The organism is Paracnuella aquatica (assembly GCF_003332885.2).
GTDB classification, from domain to species: Bacteria; Bacteroidota; Bacteroidia; order Chitinophagales; family Chitinophagaceae; genus Flavisolibacter; species Flavisolibacter aquaticus.
In genome coordinates, this window is sequence record NZ_QOWJ01000011.1 from 17,845 (window position 1) to 37,536 (window position 19,692).

The window sequence follows — 19,692 nt, forward strand, 5'->3', positions numbered from 1 at the left end:
CGGGGGTAAGGAAATGGTTTTGCTTAGTCTTGGACCTTGCTATTATATCAGGGTTTTTTGTCATCCTGAGCGCAGCGAAGGATCTGAGTAAGCGCCAAAGGGAGTGTGGAAACAAATGTCTGCTCCTATTGCTCTTTTTTTCGGTCACCAGCTCAGGTCCTTCGCTGCGCTCAGGATGACAAGGCCGGGAGCCTGCAAACAAATAGGAGGGCTGGCAGAAAATAATTTCCTTGGCTCTAACCTTTCATTCCAATAATAGTACAACTGTCAATGCCGCCCCTATCTCCCGACTCCGGACTTCCGACTTCGGACTCATATTTCCACTACCGCATTGTTCCGGATGATGTAAAACAACTTAATGGTGAGGGCGTGAAACAGCATCTTGGCATTGGCGTTCCGCTCAATGTAATAGGCGGCGTCATCCAGTTCGCGGCTGATTTCGCCCTGCTGCTCCACGGTGCAGATTTTATTGAGGCGCTGCGCAAAATCCAGTTCGTTTTGCGGCAGGCCCTGCAGGTGATGGCCCATGCCGGCCTCTTCCAAAACCTTAAGGCGCAAGGCCAGTTCCAGCAGGTGCTGGAAAAAGCGGAGGAACTGTTTGCCGTTTTCGCGGCCCATTCGGGCCAGGTCGTCAATACATTTGAGCTGCGCCTGCGGCTGGTATTTTACCGTGGCATTCAGCCAGTCGCGCAGCAGCGCCGAAAAATCCTCATCGGCGTGTTGCAGCAGGTGTAGCGCCTCGCGGTAGTTGCCCTCCGAAAGGCCGGCAATACGTTGGGCGGCATCGGCCGGCGTACCGTTGCGGCGTTGCAGGGCAGCGGCCACATCAGCCGGGTTTAAGGCCGGCACTTTTACCAGCTGGCACCGCGAAAGTATGGTCGATAAAATAGCGGACTCGCTTTCCGCCACCAAAATGAACAACGTATCGGCAGGCGGCTCCTCAATTAGTTTCAGCAGTTTATTGCCTTCTTTGCCCAGGTATTCGGGCATCCACAGCACCAGCACTTTGTAGCCGCTTTCAAAGCTTTTCAGGTTCAATTTCCGAATAATGTCGTTGCATTCGGCGGCGGTAATGTTGCCTTGTTTGTTTTCGGCGTTGATGAACTGCAGCCAGTCGTACACGTTGCCATATGGATATTGCTGTACAAACTCCCGCCATTCGGTGATGTAATCGGTACTGAGCGGCGGCGTGCCCGCCTTTTTAGTGATCACCGGGTAGGCATAATGAATATCTGGGTGCACCATCTGCTGCCCCTTGGAAAACGAAGATTGCTGGCTCGTCCAGCTATCGGCCTCGTCCGGTGTGGACGGCAGTGCGGGTGGCGGCGTGGCTTCGCCAAAAAGCGAAGCTTCGGCAGAATGGCCTTTTTGCTGCGGCAGGGATGAAATGTATTGGGCAAAAGCAAGGGCAAGGGGCAGGGCACCGCTGCCTTCTTTGCCCAAAAACAGCAGGGCATGGCTCAGGCGGTTGTGCTGCACCATCTCAACGAGGTGCCCCTTTACTTCTTGTTGGCCAATAACATCAGAAAACAGCATCCGGGAACTAAGATTTACAGGATTAAAAGGGATTGAAAAAGAAAAGCCGCCCAAAGGCGGCTCAAAAGTAGTGAGAACGAGGAGAACTATGATTTATGGGATGAAACGGATTGGGCGGGAGATAACGGTCATTAATTTTTCCTCGTTAATCCCTTCCAATCCCCAAAATCCGGGTTCTATAATTTGCTGGTCAACTCTTCGCTCAGCGGGCTGGTTTTGCTGGGGATCACGGCAATGAGTTTGCCTTTTTCATCGAGCAAAAACTTGGTGAAGTTCCATTTGATGGGATCTTCCACACCCATGCGGGCCGCTTCGCCGGTCAGGTATTTAAACAGCGGGTGAATGTCTTCGCCTTTAACCGAAACCTTTTCGGCCATGGTAAACGTAACGCCGTAGTTGCGTTTGCAAAACTCGCTGATCTCGGTGTTGGAACCGGGCTCTTGTCCGGCAAAGTTGTTAGCGGGGAAACCCACGATCACCAGTTTGTCTTTATATTTTTTATGCAATTCTTCTAGGTCTTTGTACTGGGGCGTAAGGCCGCATTTGGAGGCCGTGTTCACGATCAGGATTTTTTTACCCTTGTATTTCGAAAAATCAATCTGGTTGCCTTCCAGTCCGGGCACTTTAAAGTCGTAAATAGAAACCGCCATCGAAAAAGCAGCCAAGGTCATAGCCAATAATATTGTTTTCATGATGTGTTGTGTTGTAGTGGTGTAATAACAAAGTAAAGCTACAGAAGTTGGCGCAAGATTGACAACAGTTTTCAGACGATCAGCAAAAGCCGGGGGTTGCATTGAAATGGGTACCGGATTGTTTCAAAACAACCGTTTGCGTGGGCTTCAAGGCAATGTTCTTTTTCTCCTTAGCTTTATGCGGTGAGAATCCTTGTCCTTTGCGCCATCGCTGCATTATTATGGTCCTGCCAAAAAGAATCATTTACCACCGATGCCGCTTCCCGGCTTTCCCTGCTTGCCGATACCCTGCATTTTGACACCGTGTTTTCCAGTGCCGGCTCCACGGTGCGTTCTTTTAAAATATTCAACAATAACAGCAAAGGCATCCGCATTCAATCCATCCGCATGGGTGGTGGTGCCGCTTCGCCGTTTTCATTAAATGTAAACGGCGAGCCCGGCGCAGTGATCAGCGGTGTGGATGTGCCGGCCGGTGATAGTGCCTATGTTTTTGTGTCGGTAAATGTGGATCCTTCGGCCGCGGCGCAACCTTTTGTAGTAGCCGACTCTGTTGAGATCAATTACAACGGCAACCGCGAAGTGGTGCAACTGCAGGCATATGGGCAAAATGCACGCTTCATTAACCGGCGCACCATTACCACCCATGAAATATGGAACAAGGATCTGCCTTACGTGGTGCTGGGCGAACTGCGGGTGGCTGCCGGCGCCACACTTACCATTGAACAGGGCACCAGAATATTTGTACACAATACTGCACCCATTATTATTGCCGGTACGCTTGTAGTGCAGGGCGCTGCGGATAGTGCCAACCGCGTTTATTTTAGCGGCAGCCGTCTCGACGAACCGTACCGCAATCATCCGGGCTCGTGGCCGGGCATCCGCTTTGCGGCGGGCAGCAGGCGCAACCGCGTTGCATTTGCCCAGATAAAAAATGCCTACGGGGGCATAGTGCTCGAAAGAGCAGCGCAATTGAACCTTTCGGAAACCATCATTGAAGGCGCTTTTGATGCCGGTATTTCGGGACAGGATGCATCGCTTACGGCAAGCAATGTGTTGATCAGCAACTGCAGCAAAGGCGTGGTAATGGCGGGTGGGCAGTATGCGTTTGATCATTGCACCATTGTGGGATACAACACCCGCTACCTGCTGCGCAAAGAGCCGCTGGTGCAGGCGGGCAATGTGGTGTCGGTAAACGGCACGCCGGTTGGTGTGCCGCTGTCTGCGGTATTCCGCAATTGTATTATCTGGGGAGCGGCACCGGAACTATCTGATGAAGTGTTCCTATTGCCCCAACCCGGACTTGCATTTTCAGCGCAGTTCGATCATGTTTTATGGAAGGTGAATGCCGTTCCAACTGCGGCAACTGCAAATAATGTTTTTGATGAAGATCCACAGTTCCGGAGCACAGAAAATGGGTCCTTTGATTTTAGACTGCAGGCCACTTCATCAGCCATTGATAAAGGAAAAGCTTCTTTTATTGATAAAGACCTGGATGGCAAACAACGCCCAAATGGCCTGCCCGATTTGGGGGCATATGAGGAGTAGGTGAAGAGTTGATGGATGATAGATGGTGGATGATTGTTGTTTAATTAAATGCGCAGCACAACGTAGCTATACTTAACCGCACATCGGGTACATTAAGCAAGCATCGGCCGCAGGCTTCCAGCGTGGCGCCAGTGGTTACCACATCATCTACCAGCAACAGGTGTTTGCCTTGTAATGCTGCAGGATCAGTTACTAAAAAACGGCCGTCCATATTTTGCCATCGTTCCACTCTTGATTTCTTGGTTTGGCTTTCAGTGTGATGGGTACGAATGATAGCCTGGTGCAGCACCGGCTTTTGCAATGCCTGCGCCATGCCATCGCACAACACGCGGGCCTGGTTGTAACCACGTTGGTGTTCTTTTTCGGGATAGAGCGGCAGCGGCACCAGCGCATCTACCTGCATGAACCGGTTGGTGCCGGCAAGATGTGCGCCGATCGTTTTGCCCAGCCACAAACCCACTTCTTTATTACCCCGGTATTTTAGTGCATGCATCAGGTTTTGCATCACCGAGTCTTTGGTAAAAAAGTATTGCGATGAAGCATAAGTAATGGGCAGGCGTCCCCAAAATATTTTCTCAATCGGATTGTTGGCGTGGTGCTCGAAGTGTGTCCGGGGCAATGCATCGGCACAAGTGGTGCACAACACCTGGTTGGCCTGCAACATATCGGTGCCGCAACCGGTGCAGCAATGCGGAAATACCAGGTGCAACAAACTGTCGGCAGTTTGTTTTAATTCATGCAAGCTAGATGTAAAGAGTTGTTGGTAACGCAAGTTTTGGTTTTGCAACAAGATAACAGGCGGAACGGTGGATTCAAAGCAGGCAGATGAATAAGTCAAAAGGCAAAAGTGAAAACCCAAAAGTGACATTACAAACAGAGCACAACTTTTAGGTTTTACCTTTCAACTTTTGACCTACCCTTTCACAAGCATTATCCATTAAACAAATACCGATATACTTCTTCCACTTGCCCCATCAACACTACTTCTATATTATACCGGTTGGTGGACAGGCCTTTTTGACTGTACTTGGAAATAATGATTTTATCAAAGCCTAATTTCTCCGCTTCCGCAATGCGTTGCTCCACGCGGTTTACAGCCCGTATCTCGCCACTGAGGCCCACTTCGCCGGCAAAGCAAATGTTGTGCGGAATAGCCACATCTTCATAGGAAGAAAGCAAGGCACACAGCACCGCCAGGTCGATGGATGGATCTTCTACTTTCAGCCCGCCGGCAATGTTGAGGAACACATCTTTTACACCAAAATGAAAGCCGCCGCGTTTTTCCAACACAGCCAACAGCAGTTGCAGCCTGCGCAGGTCAAAACCACTAACGGTGCGTTGCGGTGTACCGTACACCGATTGTGTAACCAGTGCCTGAACTTCAATGAGCAGTGGCCGCTGCCCTTCAAGCGTTGCCGCAATGGCAATGCCACTGAGCGCATCTTCTTTTTGCGTGATCAGTATTTCGCTGGGATTGAGCACGGCGCTCATGCCCATTTCATTCATTTGATAAATGCCTATTTCGGCAGTGGAGCCAAAGCGGTTTTTCAGCGTTCGCAAAATGCGGTATGCATAGTGGCGGTCGCCTTCAAATTGCAGCACCGTATCCACCATATGCTCCAGCACTTTGGGGCCTGCTATGTTGCCTTCTTTAGTGATATGGCCAATCAGGAAAACAGGCGTATGCGTTTCTTTGGCAAACTGCTGAAACTCGGCGGCGCATTCTTTTATTTGCGACACACTTCCTGCAGATGATTCAATAAATGGCGACTCCAATGTTTGAATAGAATCAACGATGATCAGTTCGGGCTTCAGCTTTTTTATTTCCGCAAAAATGGTTTGCGTGGATGTTTCGGTGAGCAGGTAAAAATCTTCGTTTTCTTTTTGCAGCCGGTCGGCACGCATCTTTATTTGCTGGCCGCTTTCCTCGCCACTGATGTACAGTGTTGTTACACCCTGCATCATCAATCCCATTTGTAAAAAAAGCGTTGATTTACCAATGCCTGGTTCACCGGCAACCAACACAATGGAGCCCGGAACAATGCCACCACCCAACACACGATTGAGTTCGGGATCGGCAGTTAGTGTGCGGGGCATTTCGTGTGCCACTACCTGTTGCAGCGCCACTGTTTTTTTGCTGCGGTTATCACCGTTGTATTCTTTCCAATCGGTTGCTGCCGATCCTTTTTTTGTATCCTTTTGAATGAGTTCTTCAACAAACGTATTCCATTGCTGGCAGCCCGGACATTTGCCCAACCACTTGGCACTTTCATAACCACAACTCTGACAGAAAAAACCTGTTTTTACTTTCGACATGCTTGGTGAATGCAATAAATAATTTGAAAAATTGGCGTAGCAAAAAGCTGGAAGGTATTGGTAAAAACCCGGAGTGAAATTCCGGGATCGGGGCAAAGATAAAAAGTAAAAAGGGCCGACCAGAAGACCGACCCTTTTACTTACTAACCCATTAAATTCTGACACTAAATTACAAATATGCCCCACATTTCAAAATAATTTTTTTGCACGAAGGGCCCTTTTTCAGCCATTTGAAGGTTAAAAAAAGAGGCGAATAAATCGATTAAAATATTGATTTGTAACAATTTATAATTGTCAAGTAAAAGTTCTGGAAAAATCTGGTGCTGTTAAACTGTCAGTATGAGTGGCCAATTTCGGGGCCAGGCTGACAAAATGGTGGCCTAATTGTTAAAGCCTGTACGGCTGTGCTTAAAATCGGCCGATTGGTAATAGATTTGATGGTTCATAGAAAAACCTACAACGCATGACGCCATCTATAATGATCGTTTCTTTTATCTTTTTGGGGATTAGTATGCTGGTATCGGCCATACTGAAACGCAAGTTCAACACTTTCAGTAAAATCCCCATTGCTGCCCGGCTTACCGGTAAGCAAATTGCTGAGCGGATGCTGCGCGAAAACGGTATCTATGATGTTCAGGTTGTTTCGGTGCCCGGCTTCCTGTCGGACCACTACAACCCCATGAATAAGACCATTAACCTGAGCCCCGATGTGTACAGTGGCTATAGCGTGGCCGCCGCTGCGGTAGCTGCCCACGAAACCGGCCATGCCGTGCAGCACGCCACCGCCTACACCTGGCTCACGCTGCGCAGCAAACTGGTGCCGGCCGTACAGTTTAGCTCCAACCTGGTAAACTGGGTGCTGCTGATCGGTATCATTATGGCTTCTTCGGGCAATTATACGCTGTTGCTGGTGGGCATTATCCTGTTTGCCCTTACCGTAGTGTTTTCGGTAATTACCCTGCCGGTAGAGTTTGATGCCAGCCGCCGGGCCCTTGCCTGGTTGCAAAGTACCAACGTTACTACCCCTCAGGAATATCCTAAGGCAAAAAATGCACTTACCTGGGCTGCAATGACTTATGTAGTAGCTGCACTGGCCGCCGTGGCTACCCTGATGCAGTACGTAATGATATTTTTGGGCGGCCGCGATCGTGAGTAAGCGCAAAAGGCTTAATGTGTGGACAACTCATACATTTGCCTTTATCGCTATGTATGTTTGAATGAGGTTGAATCAATAATTTGGCTATATGGTAAAAAAATGAGTTGTTAATATAGCCGAGGTTGTTGTTTGAATAATATGGAGAGCCACGCAGCATATGCGTGGCTTTTTGCTGTCTGCATCTTTTAAGTTTATTTTTACATCCTTAAAATTCAGACATATATGAGAAAAATGAAGCTGTTCCTGCTTCTGCCCCTGCTCCTTATGGTTCAGGTACTTTGGGCACAAGTACAGGTAACAGGTAGGGTAGTCGATCCAAATGATCAACCAATCGTTGGTGCTACCATCCGGGTAAAAAGCGCCAACGTAAACGCTGTTTCTGGTGTGGATGGTTCATTTTCCATCAGCGCACCCCAAAACGGCGTATTAGTAGTAAGCTATGTAGGGTATCAAACCCAGGAAGTAGCGGTGGCTTCCGGCTCTATGACCATCCGTTTGGCTGCTGTGGAAAACAGCCTGAGCGAAGTGGTGGTAACGGGTTATACAACCGTACAGCGCAAGAAATTTGCCGGTGCCACTGCCGCAGTGCCGCCCGCCGAGATCCGCCGCCAGCCATTTGGTTCGTTCGACCAGGCGCTGCAAGGACAGGCTTCCGGTATCTCTGTTGTAGCCAACAGCGGCCAGCCCGGTGCTAGCGCACAGGTGCGCATCCGTGGTAACGGTTCCATCAACGGTGGCAACGTTCCCTTGTACATCATGGACGGTATTGAAATTTCCGCTGCCGATTTCGCCAGCCTTAACCAAGGCGATTTTGAGCGGGTGGAAGTGTTGAAAGATGCTGCCGCTACCGCCATGTACGGATCCCGCGGTTCCAACGGTGTGATCGTCATTTCTACCCGTCGTGGCCGTGCCGGCACTTTGCAGCTTACCTATGATGCCCAGCTGGGTTTCAGCAAACTGCCCAAAGACCGCCTGGAGGTGATGAACAGCAGCCAGAAAATTGACTACGAACTGCAACGTGGCAACCCCTACGGTTGGTCAACCGCCGAGGCTGATAGCCTGAAAAACGTAAACTTCAACTGGCAGGATGCCCTGTTCCAAAGCGGCGTTACCCACCAGCATATGCTGAGCGCTTCTGGCGGCTCGCAGAACAGCAAGATGTTTGCTTCGCTTTCGTACCTAGACCAAGAGGGTATTGTAAAAACCACTGGCCTGAAGCGGTACACTGCCCGTGTTAACGTGGACAATACCATTAATAACTTCCGTTTTGGTGTAAACCTGCAGGCTGGTTTTTCGCGGATCAACAATACTGCGGAAGCAAACACGTTCTTGAACTCACCGTTGAATGCCATCCGATGGGCTAACCCGTACGAAAGGGATATTGACCCAACTACCGGCGAATATCAGCAAACCGGCGGCGCAGCTTATCTGACTTCTGGTCAGCCTAACCCTGCCATGGAATTGTTCCTGAACAAAAACTGGTCGAACCAGTTGAAAGGTGTGGCCGTTTCTTACCTGGAATACCATTTCCCATTCCTGCCTGGCTTAACTGCCCGTACCAACTGGGGTGTCGATTACACTCAAAACGAAGGCTCCAATTTTACCAGTCCCCGTACTTCTGTGGGTCTGGCACGCCAGGGTGCTTTGACCAGAACATTCAACCGCAACTTCCGCTACACCGGAACCACCTCGCTGAACTATAAGGCTACTATTGGCGAACACGAACTGGATGCAGGGTTGTTTACCGAAGTGGTAAAAGGACAGTTCCGCAGTTCTGGTTTTACCGGTTATGGCCTGACCAATGGTTTTGACAATGAAGCCGGCATTACACCGGGTAGCACTACCAATCCCAACTATATTCCTGCAGTAACCGGTAACGGTACACAAAACGGTATCCTGTCTTATTTCAGCATCATCAACTACGGTTATGCTGGTAAATACTATGTTACACTGGTAGGCCGTCGTGATGGTTCTTCCCGCTTTGGTGTAAACCGCCGGTTTGCCAACTTTGGCTCCGTTGGTTTAACCTGGGTAGCTACCGAGGAGTCGTTTATGGAAAACCAGAATGTGTTTGACGACCTCCGTATCCGTGCCAGCATTGGTACCACCGGTAACCAAACCACACCACCCGCAGGCGACTTCCCCATCCCAACTTTTGGCCGTATTTCTTATGCCGGTACTACCGGCTGGGGCCTGGGGACGCCGGGTAACCTCGATTACACCTGGGAACAGCAACGCACCATCAACCTCGGTGTCGATTTTGCCGTACTGCGTAACAGGCTGTCTGGTTCGGTTGAGTTTTACGACCGCCTCACCGGTGGTAAAGAAAAAGGTGGTTTGTTTTACGACATTCCCCGCGATCCTTCAGGCAACGGATTTACAACCTTCCCCTCCAACTTTGGCCAGGTACGCAACCGTGGTGTAGAGTTGATGCTGCGTGGCGATGTGATCCGTGCCCGTGATTTTACCTGGAACATCCAGGGCAATATCACCTACAACAAAAACCGCGTAGTGAGCCTTCCTCAGGATTCGCTGCCCAACAGCACTACCACTTTCCTGGCGGTAGACCATCCCGTAAACAGCCTGTACATGGTTCGTTATGCTGGTGTAGACCCTGCAACGGGTAATGCACTGTATTATAAGCGTGATGGCAGCACCACTCCTGTGTTCAGCGTAGGCGACCGTGTATATGTCGGTACTTCTGATGCGCCCTGGTATGGTGGCATCTCCAGCACCATTTCTTATAAAGGACTGGACCTGAGTGCACAGCTCAACTTTTTCCTGGACCGGGTAATGTATAACAACGACCTGAACAACGTGGCCAACCCAACTTACCTGTTTGATAATATGTGGGTAGGTATGCTGCGCGAATGGCGCAAACCAGGCGACATCACCGATGTGCCCCGTCCGGGTGCTGGTGCTGTTTCTGCTACTGGTGCACCTGCCAACCCATACCAAACAGCTACCAGTCGGTTCCTCGACGATGCCAGCTACTGGCGTTTGCGCAACGTAACCCTGGGTTACACCCTGCCTACCAGCCTGGTGAGCAAGGCTAAGATCAGGACTGCCCGGGTATTTGTGCAGGGACAAAACTGGTGGACCAAAACAAAGTACCGCAGCTTTGACCCCGAAGCAACCGGTACCTCGCTGGTGGGTGCACAATACCCTGCACTGGTGCAAACAACATTTGGCCTGTCCGTTGGGTTTTAATTAAAACAATCTAGAATCTTGATCATGTTCAAAACGATAAAATATTCACTGATGGCCCTGACAGCACTGAGCATGCTGCAGGCCTGTACCAAAGAAGAGGTGTTGGAACTGACACCCGAGTTTACACTCGATGGATTGAACAATCCATCCAACATGGACCAGATAGAGCAGGTGTTGTTGGGTGCATATGCCGGTTTCCGCAATGGCAACTATTACGGATCGGGCAGTGGTACCGGCGCAGGCTGGTCGCTGATGCCCGACGTGCTGAGCGATAACCTGTTTGAATCCGGTTCGTCGCTGGCCAACTCCAGGGCTATGGCCGACTGGACCTTTAACCAGAACACCACGCAGATCACTACGTTTTATTCGGCTCCTTACGCGGTTATTGCCAACGCCAACGTAGTGCTGCGCGATATCGATAAGTTCACAACTAGCGCCAACCAGGGCCGTGCTAACCGCCTGAAAGGCCAGGCACTGGCTATTCGTGCCCTGGCGCATTTCGACCTGTTCCGGTATTTCGCTCCGCGTTTCGACCGCAATAGCAACGACCCCGCTGTAGCTTATGTAAAGGAATTTATCCTTCCTTCGCCCAACGCGGTACAGCCGCCACGGATGACCAACAAGGAGTTTTACGACAACCTGTTTGCCGACCTTTCCGAGGCCGTTCGTTTGTTGCAAAATGTGGATCGTGCCATCAACGCATCTTCGGCGCTTACCCGTCCCTACATCGACCTGGCAGGTGCTTATGCCATCCAGGCAAGAGCCAGCCTGTATGCTGGTCAGTGGGCTGATGCCATTACTGCAGCTACGGAGGCCATCGACCGCAGGCCACTGGTAAACGGTGTAACCAACCCTGCTGCTTTTGCAGGTATGTACAACGAAACCAACCGTGGCGAGATAATCTGGAACATACAGTTTGAAGCCGGCCAGAGCGGGCCTACCTTCCTGGTATACTTTGCAACCAACAAGCGCAGTTATTTCCGTCCGGCATTGGAAATTGCCGATACTTTGGGAACCGGTGGCTTGGTTCGTAGCAACGATGTTCGTTACAGCACCTATTTTACCCATATCAACGACGGTACCGTATCTAAAGGCTTGGCCTTGACCAAATACCGTGGTAAGGGCGCAACCGTATCGGATGGCAATGCCAATTTCCCCGCCATCCGCACCGGTGAAATGTACCTGATCCGTGCTGAAGCCCGTGCCAGGAGCGGCCAGGATGTACTGGCTTTGCAAGATTTGAACACGCTGCGTGCCAACCGCATCACCGGTAACCTGCCACTGGTATTGGTGGGCGCCCCGCTGCTGGAGGCTATAGCAAATGAAAGAAGAGCAGAACTGATTGGCGAAGGCCACCGTTTTTTTGACCTGAAGCGCACTACCCGCACCATTCAGCGCGGCAGCACTTGCGGTACCAGCCAGTCGCCGGCCGGCGATTGCCGCCTGGAGCCAAACGACCGCGAATGGGCCCTGCCGATCCCGGAAACGGTGGTTAGGGCAAACACCAACCAGGCTCAGAATTCAGGTTACTAAACTTCAATAAATGCCTGCTTAATAATTAATCCCCGGCCAAGGCCGGGGATTTTTTTATGTTGGGCGTTGTATGAGGTTAAAAAAGTATCTGCTCCGGCCGCTTGATATCATCTTGATTATTCGCCATTATTCATCTTATTTAAAAATATTTATTTAAAACTAATTGGTAAAGCAGCATTGCACTTTAACTTTCAGTCTGTTATAGAAATGTTATAAAATATCCAGACTAAATCAAGTGTACATGAGAAAGTTAAAGCCGCTATTACTGGCAATGCTGTTGCTTGCCGTTCAGGTATTGTGGGCACAGGTACCCGTAACCGGTAGGGTTACCGATGAACGTACCGGTTCGCCCATCGTTGGTGCAACTGTTTCGGTAAAAGGCGGCAGCGCAAATGCTGTTACCGGCCCCGACGGTTCCTTTACCATCAATGCACCGCAAAATGCCACACTCGTTATTTCTTATGTAGGTTTCCGCAAGATTGAAGTGGCTGCTTCCGCTACGCCCATTACTGCATCGCTGGCCGCCGGCGAAACATCGCTGGACGAAGTGGTGGTGGTAGGTTATGGCACCAAGATAAAGCGGGATGTTACCGGCGCCATTGCAAAAGTAGGTTCTGCTGAACTGGCCAATACGCCGGTCACTTCGTTTGAAACTGCGCTGCAGGGCCGTGCTGCCGGCGTGCAGGTAACCCAACAAAACGGAAAGCTAGGCCAGGGCATCAATATACGCATCCGCGGTGCGTCGTCGGTAACGGGTGGCAACGAGCCGCTGTACGTGGTGGACGGCATCCCGGTGGTGACGCTCAACCTTTCGAGCAACGGTGCGCCTACCAACCCGCTGGCTGAGTTGAATACCAATGACATTGAATCCATTGAGATTTTAAAAGATGCGTCTTCAGCAGCCATCTATGGCTCCCGGGCATCAAACGGCGTGGTGCTTATTACTACCAAGCGGGGCAAAACCGGCCGTTCGCGGGTAGATTTTGGTTTTTATACCGGTATGCAAAAGCCCACGCGTAAAATGGAATTCCTGAACGCCGAGGATTATGTAAAACTAATGTACCAGGCTGCCGAAGGTGCCGGCCGCTACGATTTCCGTTATGATATTTCCGGCTATTCGTCGGAGCAGGAAGCCATTGCCGATAACATTGATTTCCTCGAAAGCCGCCTGCGCCGCTATTCGGCAGGCAATGACGATTATAAAACTTACAAAGTAAATACCAACTGGCAGGACCAAGCTTTTCAGGATGCGCCCATTTCGCAGTACGATTTGAGCTTTTCGGGTGGCAACGAACGCACCACCTTTTATATGGGTGGCCAATACCTCGACCAGACCGGTATTTTGCTGGGTAACAGCTATAAAAAATATAACGGCCGCCTCAACCTCGACCACAAGTTCAACAACTGGCTGAACCTGGGCATGAACCTCAATTTTGCCCGGTCGCTCAACGATCGCGTTTCCAACGACAACGCATTTTCCAACCCGTTGCAGATCGTAGCACTTTCGCCCATTACGCCCCTCATCGACCCAAGAACGGGCCTGATCAGCGGGGCATCCGATCCGGCCCGGGCCACCAACCCCGGCGGGCCCAACACCAACTACCCGGTGTATTACAACCCGATCCTGAACTATGCGGATGCTTATTTAAATACAACAGTAAACCGCACTTTGGGCAACCTGTTTGGCCAGGCGCAACTGTTCAAAAACCTCACTTTCCGTTCCGAGTTGGGCATGGACCAAATGAACCAAAATGAGGATGGGTATTACGGGCCGCTTACCGAACGCAACTCGGGATATCCCAAAGGCGGTGGCCTTGCCTCGTCCGACCAGATCCTAAACATTACCACCAACAACTTTTTCCGGTATGCCACTTCGTTTGCCGACAGGCACGACATTGATGGCGTGGTGGGTATGAGTTATCAAAACCAGCGCATTTACAGCATTTATGCTGAAGCGGAAGCTTTCCCATCTTCGGCTTACAAAAAGCTGGCAAGTGCTGCCACTAAGGCTGATGCCTCTTCTTCGGAGTCGCAGTTTTCGTTCCTTTCTTATTTTGCCCGGGCCAACTATAAGTTCAACGACAAATACCTGCTCACACTAAGCGGCCGTTTCGATGCATCATCGCGTTTTGGCGCCAACAACCGTTGGGGCTTTTTCCCGGCAGCTTCGGCGGGTTGGATTGTGTCCGAGGAGAATTTCTTGAAAAACTCCAACGCCATTTCTTTCCTGAAACTGAAAGCCAGCTACGGCCTGACAGGTAATGCCGAGATCGGCAACTTTGCTTCTTTGGGCCTGTTTTCAGGCGATGCACCCTATAACGGCGTACCGGGCCAGCACCCAAGCCAACTGGCCAACCCCGACCTGAAATGGGAAACATCTACCAGCGGCGATGTAGGTTTTGAAATTGGTTTTTTGAAAAACCGCATCAGTGCCGAGGTTGACCTGTACATGAAAAAAACAAAAGACCTCCTGCTGAATGTAGAGGTTCCGGGTACTTCGGGTTTTGCCTCCCAGTTGCGCAACATCGGCAATATGGAAAATAAGGGCATCGAGATTTCCATCAACAGCGACAACATCGCTACCCGCAATTTCCGCTGGACCACCAACGTAAACTTTAGCCTCAACCGCAATAAGATCACCAACCTGGCCGGACAGGAAATTGGTATTGGCAGGCAAAACCGGGCCCGCGAAGGACAGCCGCTGGGTGTGTTTGTAGCCCGTGAGTTTGCCGGTGCCGATGTGCAAACCGGCGATGCCCTGTATATTAAAAACACGGTGGGCCCAGATGGTAAACTGGACCGCTCCACCACTGCCGACTATAACGAAGCCGAGGAAGTGGTGGTTGGCAACCCCAATCCTGATTTTATCTACGGCATCCGCAATACGGTTAACTTCAAAGGCTTTGACCTGGAACTGATGCTGCAGGGAGTGTATGGAAATGAAAACTACGCTGGTGGTGGACAGTACATGTCGGCCAGCGCTTCCAACGGATTTGATAACCAAACCCGCGACCAGTTGGCAGCCTGGAAAGCACCCGGCGATGTAACCCGGATTCCTGAAGCACGCCTGTTCTTCCCCAACGGCACCGATCCTTCCAGCCGCTTTGTTTCGGACGGTTCGTTTTTGCGGGTAAAAACACTGATGCTGGGCTACAGCCTGCCCAAGTCGGTAATCGGCCGCATTGGCCTGGACCGGGCACGGGTGTACGTAAGGGGCCAAAACCTGTTTACGTTTACCAACTACAACGGTTGGGATCCTGAAGTGAATGCCGATTACCAGGCATCCAACATCAACCAGGGTGTAGATTTTTACTCGGCACCGCAAATCAGGGCCATTGTATTTGGTGTAAACGTAGGGCTGTAACCAACAATCAATTTTATTACAATGAAAAGGATCAATAAATTTTTAGGCATTGCGGCACTGCTGTTCACCATGTCGGCATGCGAAAAAAATCTCGATATAACCCCCACGCAAAGCATCGACGAAGGGCAGGCACTGCGCACCAGCTCGGATGTGGAAGCAGCCCTGATCGGTGCTTACTCCGACCTGGGCGATGCCGATGTGTACGGCGGCAACATCATGCTCATATCGGAGTTGCTGGGTGGCTCCAATCTGTTCAACTGGACCGGAACCTTCCAGGGCCTAACCCAATTGTACAACAAATCAACGCCGGTCAACAACGTGTTCGTGCGGGACACCTGGCTTGATTCGTACCAGGTAATCAACGATGTAAACAATGTACTTTCTGCGCTGGATGTGGTACTGCCGGCCCGTAAGGCCCGGGTGGAAGGCGAAGCCAAATTTATCCGCGGTGCCGTTTATTTTGAACTGGTGCGGCTATATGCCAAATCCTGGAACGACGGCAACCCCGCCAACAACGACGGCGTGCCGCTGATTTTAACCCCTACCAGGGCGCCGCTCAACGAGTCGAGCAATGTGGCCCGAGCCAAAGTTTCGGAAGTGTATGCGCAGGCCATTAAAGACCTGACCGAAGCCGAAGCACTGCTCCCAGCAGCGCAAACAAACAACGTGTTTGCATCGCGGTACGCTGCCGCAGCCATGCTGGCCCGCATTTACCTGCAGCAAGGCAATTACGAACAAGCTGCCGCCGCAGCCAACCGCGTCATTACTGCCAACCGCTACCGGCTGGTAGAAACAGACGCCGTATTCCCCTTTAATTCGCAAAACCTGAGCGAAGACACCGAAAGCCCTGCGGAGTATATTTTTTCCATTGCCGTTACCAGCAGCGCTGGTGTAAACGAGCTCAATACGTATTTTTCCACTACTGGCCGTGGCGATATTGACCTGCGTGACGCCTTCGTGGCGCAATTTGAGCCCGACGACCAGCGCCTGGACCTGATTTACAGGGATGGCGGTTTGCGCACAGCCAAATACGATATGGTGTATGGCAACGTGCCCGTGGTGCGCCTTGCGGAAATGTACCTCATTCGTGCCGAAGCCAATTTTAGGCTGGGCACTGCCGTGGGTGCTTCGCCACTCAGCGATGTAAACCAGATCAGGACAAGGGCCGGCTTGCAGCCGCTGAATGCCGGGCAGCTTACGCTGGCCAGCATTTTAAAGGAACGCCGCTTGGAGCTTGCATTTGAAGGCGCCGTGCTCCACGACATCAAACGCCTGCAAGGCTCCATTGGGCCATATGCCTGGAATGCACCGCGGCTGGTTTTGCCCATCCCCGAACGGGAACGCCAGGTAAACCCCAACCTTACACAGAACGAAGGTTATTAATAGCCAGAAAAAAATACAGTGTAAATAGAAACGGCTCCCAACTGGGAGCCGTTTCTATTTAATGTCTTGTCGTGTTGTTTTTCTTTTCACCATTCACGTTTGATGTTTCACGATCAACAACAAACGCTAATCACTAGCCTACATCTTAATTTCTTCGCCGTTGGCATCAAAAAACCGAAATTCGGTGAGTTGGTAATTGTTGTCGGCTTTTACCGTAATGGCTTGTTTGTATTTGCGTTTCCAGCGGGCCAGTTTTGAGTTCCACAGCCAGCCTTTGGTTAAATAGGCATGTACGATGGGGTGCACGGTAATGGAAAGGTTGCTGTGTTTGTGGGTAAACAGGTAGCCCAGGTTTTTCTCGATCTCGTCTTCCAGGATAAGCGTAGACGAAATTTTGCCCGTGCCGTGGCAGGAAGGACAAACCTCCTGCGTGTTGATGTTCATTTCGGGCTTCATCCGCTGCCGCGTAATCTGCATCAGGCCAAACTTGGAAATGGGCAGCACGGCATGCTTGGCACGGTCGGGGCGCATAAAGCCTTCCATGGCCTCCATCAGCTTTTTCTTGTTCTCGGGCAGTTTCATATCGATGAAATCTACCACGATGATGCCGCCAATGTCGCGCAGGCGCAGCTGGCGGGAAATTTCCTCGGCCGCTTCCAGGTTGGTTTCCAGGGCGTTTTGCTCCTGGTTGTTGCTCACGCTTTTGTAACCGCTGTTTACGTCAATTACATGCAGGGCCTCGGTGTGCTCGATAATGAGGTAGGCACCGCTGTTGAGGTTTACTGTTTTGCCAAATGCCGCTTTGATCTGTTTGGTAATGCCGTACTGGTCAAAAATGGGCAGGGGCTGGTTGTGCAGCGTTATGATCTCCGCTTTTTCCGGCGCAATGCGCTGGATGTAGTTCTTGGCATCGGAGTAAATGGTTTTGTCATTTACCACAATGCGGTTGAAATCGGCATTGAGCAGGTCGCGCAGAATGCTGTGGGCTTTGGTTTGCTCACTCAAAATCTTTTTCGGCGGCGCTGCACCCAGCAGGTTTTTCTGGATCACACTCCAGGTTGCTTGCAACTCAGCGAGGTCTTCGTGTAGCTCGGCGGTATTTTTACCCTCCGCAGCCGTACGCACAATAACGCCAAAGTTTTTGCCCTTGATGCTTTCTACAATGCGCTGCAGGCGTTTGCGTTCTTCCGAAGAATGGATTTTACGCGAAACGGCAACAATGTCGTTGAAGGGAGTCAGCACCACAAAACGGCCGGGCAGCGAAATTTCGCAGCTCAGGCGGGGGCCTTTGGCTGCAATGGGCTCTTTCAGGATCTGCACCAGGATGTTGGGCTTGCCGTTGAGTACCTCGTTGATCTTTCCGGTCTTGATGATTTCGGGCTCTACCCCAAACTGCGAAAAGTCCATACCCTCCGGCGTTTTATCGTTGATCGCCATTTGGGTAAACTTCAGCAGCGACTTGGCATAAGGGCTCAGGTCGGTGTAGTGCAGAAAGGCATCTTTTTCGTAGCCAACATCCACAAAAGCCGCGTTCAGTCCGGGAATAAGTTTTTTTACCTTGCCTAAATACAGATCACCCACGGCAAAGCGGGCATCGTTTTTTTCTGTGTGCAGTTCTACCAGCTTCTTGTCTTCCAGTAATGCTATATCCACGCCATGCGTGGCAGCATTGATGATTAATTCTTTGTTCACATTACTCCACCTTTACGAACGTACAACTTGTGGGCGCTAATGGGGGATACGCGGTGTGCCGCGCAGATGCAGAAACCTGGGAAAAAAGTTGATGGCTGGAGCAAAGTGTTGAGGCGGGTTTGCGCAAATGGGGGCACTGCGTGATTAGCAGAAAAAAGGATACCGGAAGCCATTGAAACGGCTCCCGGTATGCGGGGAAGAACAGTCTTATTTACGTTTCTTATGACGGTTCTTTCTTAATCTCTTTTTACGCTTATGCGTAGCAATCTTATGACGCTTTCTTTTTTTACCACAAGGCATATTCAGTTAACTGTTTAAATGATCAATAATGGTTATTTGCTAAGGTCAGCAATTCTTTGCTCCACTTCTTTTTTAATGTTGTCGTTCTCTATGAGCGGCAGGCTTTGGCGGTACCATACAATGGCATTCTTTTTATCGCCTTTCCGTTCATACACATCAGCCAGCGAAATTACGGCTTCCAGGTTTTTGGGATCTTGTTCCCATACTTTTTGAAAACGTTCGATGGCTTTATCCATTTGCCCCGACATCAGCGATGCCTGCCCCAGCGTAAGCTGGGCATAAATGCTTTGCGGGTTGCGTTCGGTTACCGCACGCAACTTGCCGATGCCTTCCATGGGGGTGGCGCCAATGCCGCCAAACAGCAGCGCAGCACCCAGGCCCACTTCCGACGAATCGCTTGCCGGGTTTATTTTCAAAGATCGTTCGAACAGGTCCTTGGCTTGTTGTGCTTTCCACTGCCGCAAGGCAGGATCGGCTTCAGCCCGAAGGTTGCTCAAAAACAAATGGGCAGCAAAGGTGAGGGATTTTTCCGAATTTTCCAATCTTGCTGCTTCCGCCTGGTAAAAAGCATAGGGTTCAAACACACGGCCGGTGTCGTACCAGAAGCGGGCAAGTTGATGATAGAGGTGTTCTTTCTGGCCCTGCACATCGCCGCGGGTAATGCTGCTTTCCATCATCTGGATGCGGGTGGCCTGTTCAGGAGCCAGCGTTTTGCGGGCACGGGCCAATACGCTATCGGTAGGCAGGGCACCAGCAGCAGCCGGGGCTTCGTGGCCTTCGCCGGGGGCATGGTCGTGGCCTTCGTGCGACAATTGGTTGGCGCCAAAAATTTTATTTTGGGTGGCAGCATAGAGGCCTGTTACCAACAGGGCCGACACGGCTACCGTAATCCACTGGCTTTTGTTCACTCCAAAAAGTTTTGGCAAAGATAACGGCAGGCGCCGTATGGAAGGGCTGGGTCCCCG

12 protein-coding genes are annotated in these 19,692 nt (G+C 50.9%); 6 read left to right on the forward strand and 6 right to left on the reverse strand.

Annotated features, from left to right (window positions below; translation table 11 throughout):
- Positions 1-312: 312 nt before the first annotated feature.
- Positions 313-1,536, reverse strand: a complete 1,224-nt coding sequence (locus DRJ53_RS14840) for a DNA polymerase III subunit (protein WP_114236444.1) — start codon at positions 1,534-1,536, stop codon at positions 313-315.
- Between the two features lie 176 nt (positions 1,537-1,712).
- The gene (locus tag DRJ53_RS14845; protein WP_175580759.1) at positions 1,713-2,228 is read right to left on the reverse strand and encodes a glutathione peroxidase; all 516 of its coding nucleotides are present in this window, start codon (positions 2,226-2,228) and stop codon (positions 1,713-1,715) included.
- A 183-nt stretch (positions 2,229-2,411) separates the two neighbouring features.
- On the opposite strand from DRJ53_RS14845, the gene DRJ53_RS14850 reads away from it, so the two are divergent.
- Positions 2,412-3,773, forward strand: coding sequence for a choice-of-anchor Q domain-containing protein (locus DRJ53_RS14850; protein ID WP_114236445.1), 1,362 nt, complete (start codon positions 2,412-2,414; stop codon positions 3,771-3,773).
- A 40-nt stretch (positions 3,774-3,813) separates the two neighbouring features.
- Here DRJ53_RS14850 and DRJ53_RS14855 read toward each other — a convergent pair whose 3' ends face one another.
- Both DRJ53_RS14855 and radA read right to left on the reverse strand, forming a co-directional pair.
- Positions 3,814-4,515: a ComF family protein gene (locus DRJ53_RS14855; protein ID WP_241558564.1), complete on the reverse strand. Its 702-nt coding sequence runs from the start codon at positions 4,513-4,515 to the stop codon at positions 3,814-3,816.
- Between the two features lie 188 nt (positions 4,516-4,703).
- Entirely contained in the window at positions 4,704-6,089 is a 1,386-nt protein-coding gene (gene radA / locus DRJ53_RS14860; RefSeq protein WP_114236447.1) for a DNA repair protein RadA, read from the reverse strand.
- Between the two features lie 463 nt (positions 6,090-6,552).
- Here radA and DRJ53_RS14865 point away from each other — a divergent pair, with 463 nt between their 5' ends.
- The 5 genes from DRJ53_RS14865 to DRJ53_RS14885 all read left to right on the forward strand — a co-directional run bounded on the left by DRJ53_RS14865 (position 6,553) and on the right by DRJ53_RS14885 (position 16,735).
- The gene (locus DRJ53_RS14865) at positions 6,553-7,245 is read left to right on the forward strand and encodes a zinc metallopeptidase (RefSeq protein ID WP_114236448.1); all 693 of its coding nucleotides are present in this window, start codon (positions 6,553-6,555) and stop codon (positions 7,243-7,245) included.
- 222 nt (positions 7,246-7,467) lie between these two features.
- Positions 7,468-10,455, forward strand: a complete 2,988-nt coding sequence (locus DRJ53_RS14870) for a SusC/RagA family TonB-linked outer membrane protein (RefSeq protein WP_114236449.1) — start codon at positions 7,468-7,470, stop codon at positions 10,453-10,455.
- A gap of 51 nt (positions 10,456-10,506) precedes the next feature.
- The gene (locus tag DRJ53_RS14875) at positions 10,507-11,988 is read left to right on the forward strand and encodes a RagB/SusD family nutrient uptake outer membrane protein (protein WP_162303885.1); all 1,482 of its coding nucleotides are present in this window, start codon (positions 10,507-10,509) and stop codon (positions 11,986-11,988) included.
- Positions 11,989-12,229: 241 nt separating this feature from the next.
- Positions 12,230-15,352: a SusC/RagA family TonB-linked outer membrane protein gene (locus DRJ53_RS14880; protein ID WP_114236451.1), complete on the forward strand. Its 3,123-nt coding sequence runs from the start codon at positions 12,230-12,232 to the stop codon at positions 15,350-15,352.
- A 21-nt stretch (positions 15,353-15,373) separates the two neighbouring features.
- Positions 15,374-16,735: a RagB/SusD family nutrient uptake outer membrane protein gene (locus DRJ53_RS14885; RefSeq protein ID WP_114236452.1), complete on the forward strand. Its 1,362-nt coding sequence runs from the start codon at positions 15,374-15,376 to the stop codon at positions 16,733-16,735.
- A gap of 138 nt (positions 16,736-16,873) precedes the next feature.
- On the opposite strand, the gene DRJ53_RS14890 is transcribed toward DRJ53_RS14885, so the two are convergent.
- Positions 16,874-18,427 (reverse strand): Rne/Rng family ribonuclease, encoded by a 1,554-nt coding sequence (locus DRJ53_RS14890; protein ID WP_114236453.1) that lies wholly within the window; start codon positions 18,425-18,427, stop codon positions 16,874-16,876.
- A 332-nt stretch (positions 18,428-18,759) separates the two neighbouring features.
- Entirely contained in the window at positions 18,760-19,635 is an 876-nt protein-coding gene (locus DRJ53_RS14895) for a tetratricopeptide repeat protein (RefSeq protein WP_240040739.1), read from the reverse strand.
- Positions 19,636-19,692 lie beyond the last annotated feature (57 nt).

Excerpts from the sequence above, each read along its gene's own strand:
- DRJ53_RS14840 (WP_114236444.1), bottom strand. The coding sequence starts at position 1,536 with ATGCTGTTTTCTGATGTTATTGGCCAACAAGAAGTAAAGGGGCACCTC.
- DRJ53_RS14845 (WP_175580759.1), bottom strand. The coding sequence starts at position 2,228 with ATGAAAACAATATTATTGGCTATGACCTTGGCTGCTTTTTCGATGGCG.
- radA (WP_114236447.1), bottom strand. The coding sequence starts at position 6,089 with ATGTCGAAAGTAAAAACAGGTTTTTTCTGTCAGAGTTGTGGTTATGAA.
- DRJ53_RS14865 (WP_114236448.1), top strand. The coding sequence starts at position 6,553 with ATGACGCCATCTATAATGATCGTTTCTTTTATCTTTTTGGGGATTAGT.
- DRJ53_RS14870 (WP_114236449.1), top strand. The coding sequence starts at position 7,468 with ATGAGAAAAATGAAGCTGTTCCTGCTTCTGCCCCTGCTCCTTATGGTT.
- DRJ53_RS14875 (WP_162303885.1), top strand. The coding sequence starts at position 10,507 with ATGGCCCTGACAGCACTGAGCATGCTGCAGGCCTGTACCAAAGAAGAG.
- DRJ53_RS14880 (WP_114236451.1), top strand. The coding sequence starts at position 12,230 with ATGAGAAAGTTAAAGCCGCTATTACTGGCAATGCTGTTGCTTGCCGTT.
- DRJ53_RS14885 (WP_114236452.1), top strand. The coding sequence starts at position 15,374 with ATGAAAAGGATCAATAAATTTTTAGGCATTGCGGCACTGCTGTTCACC.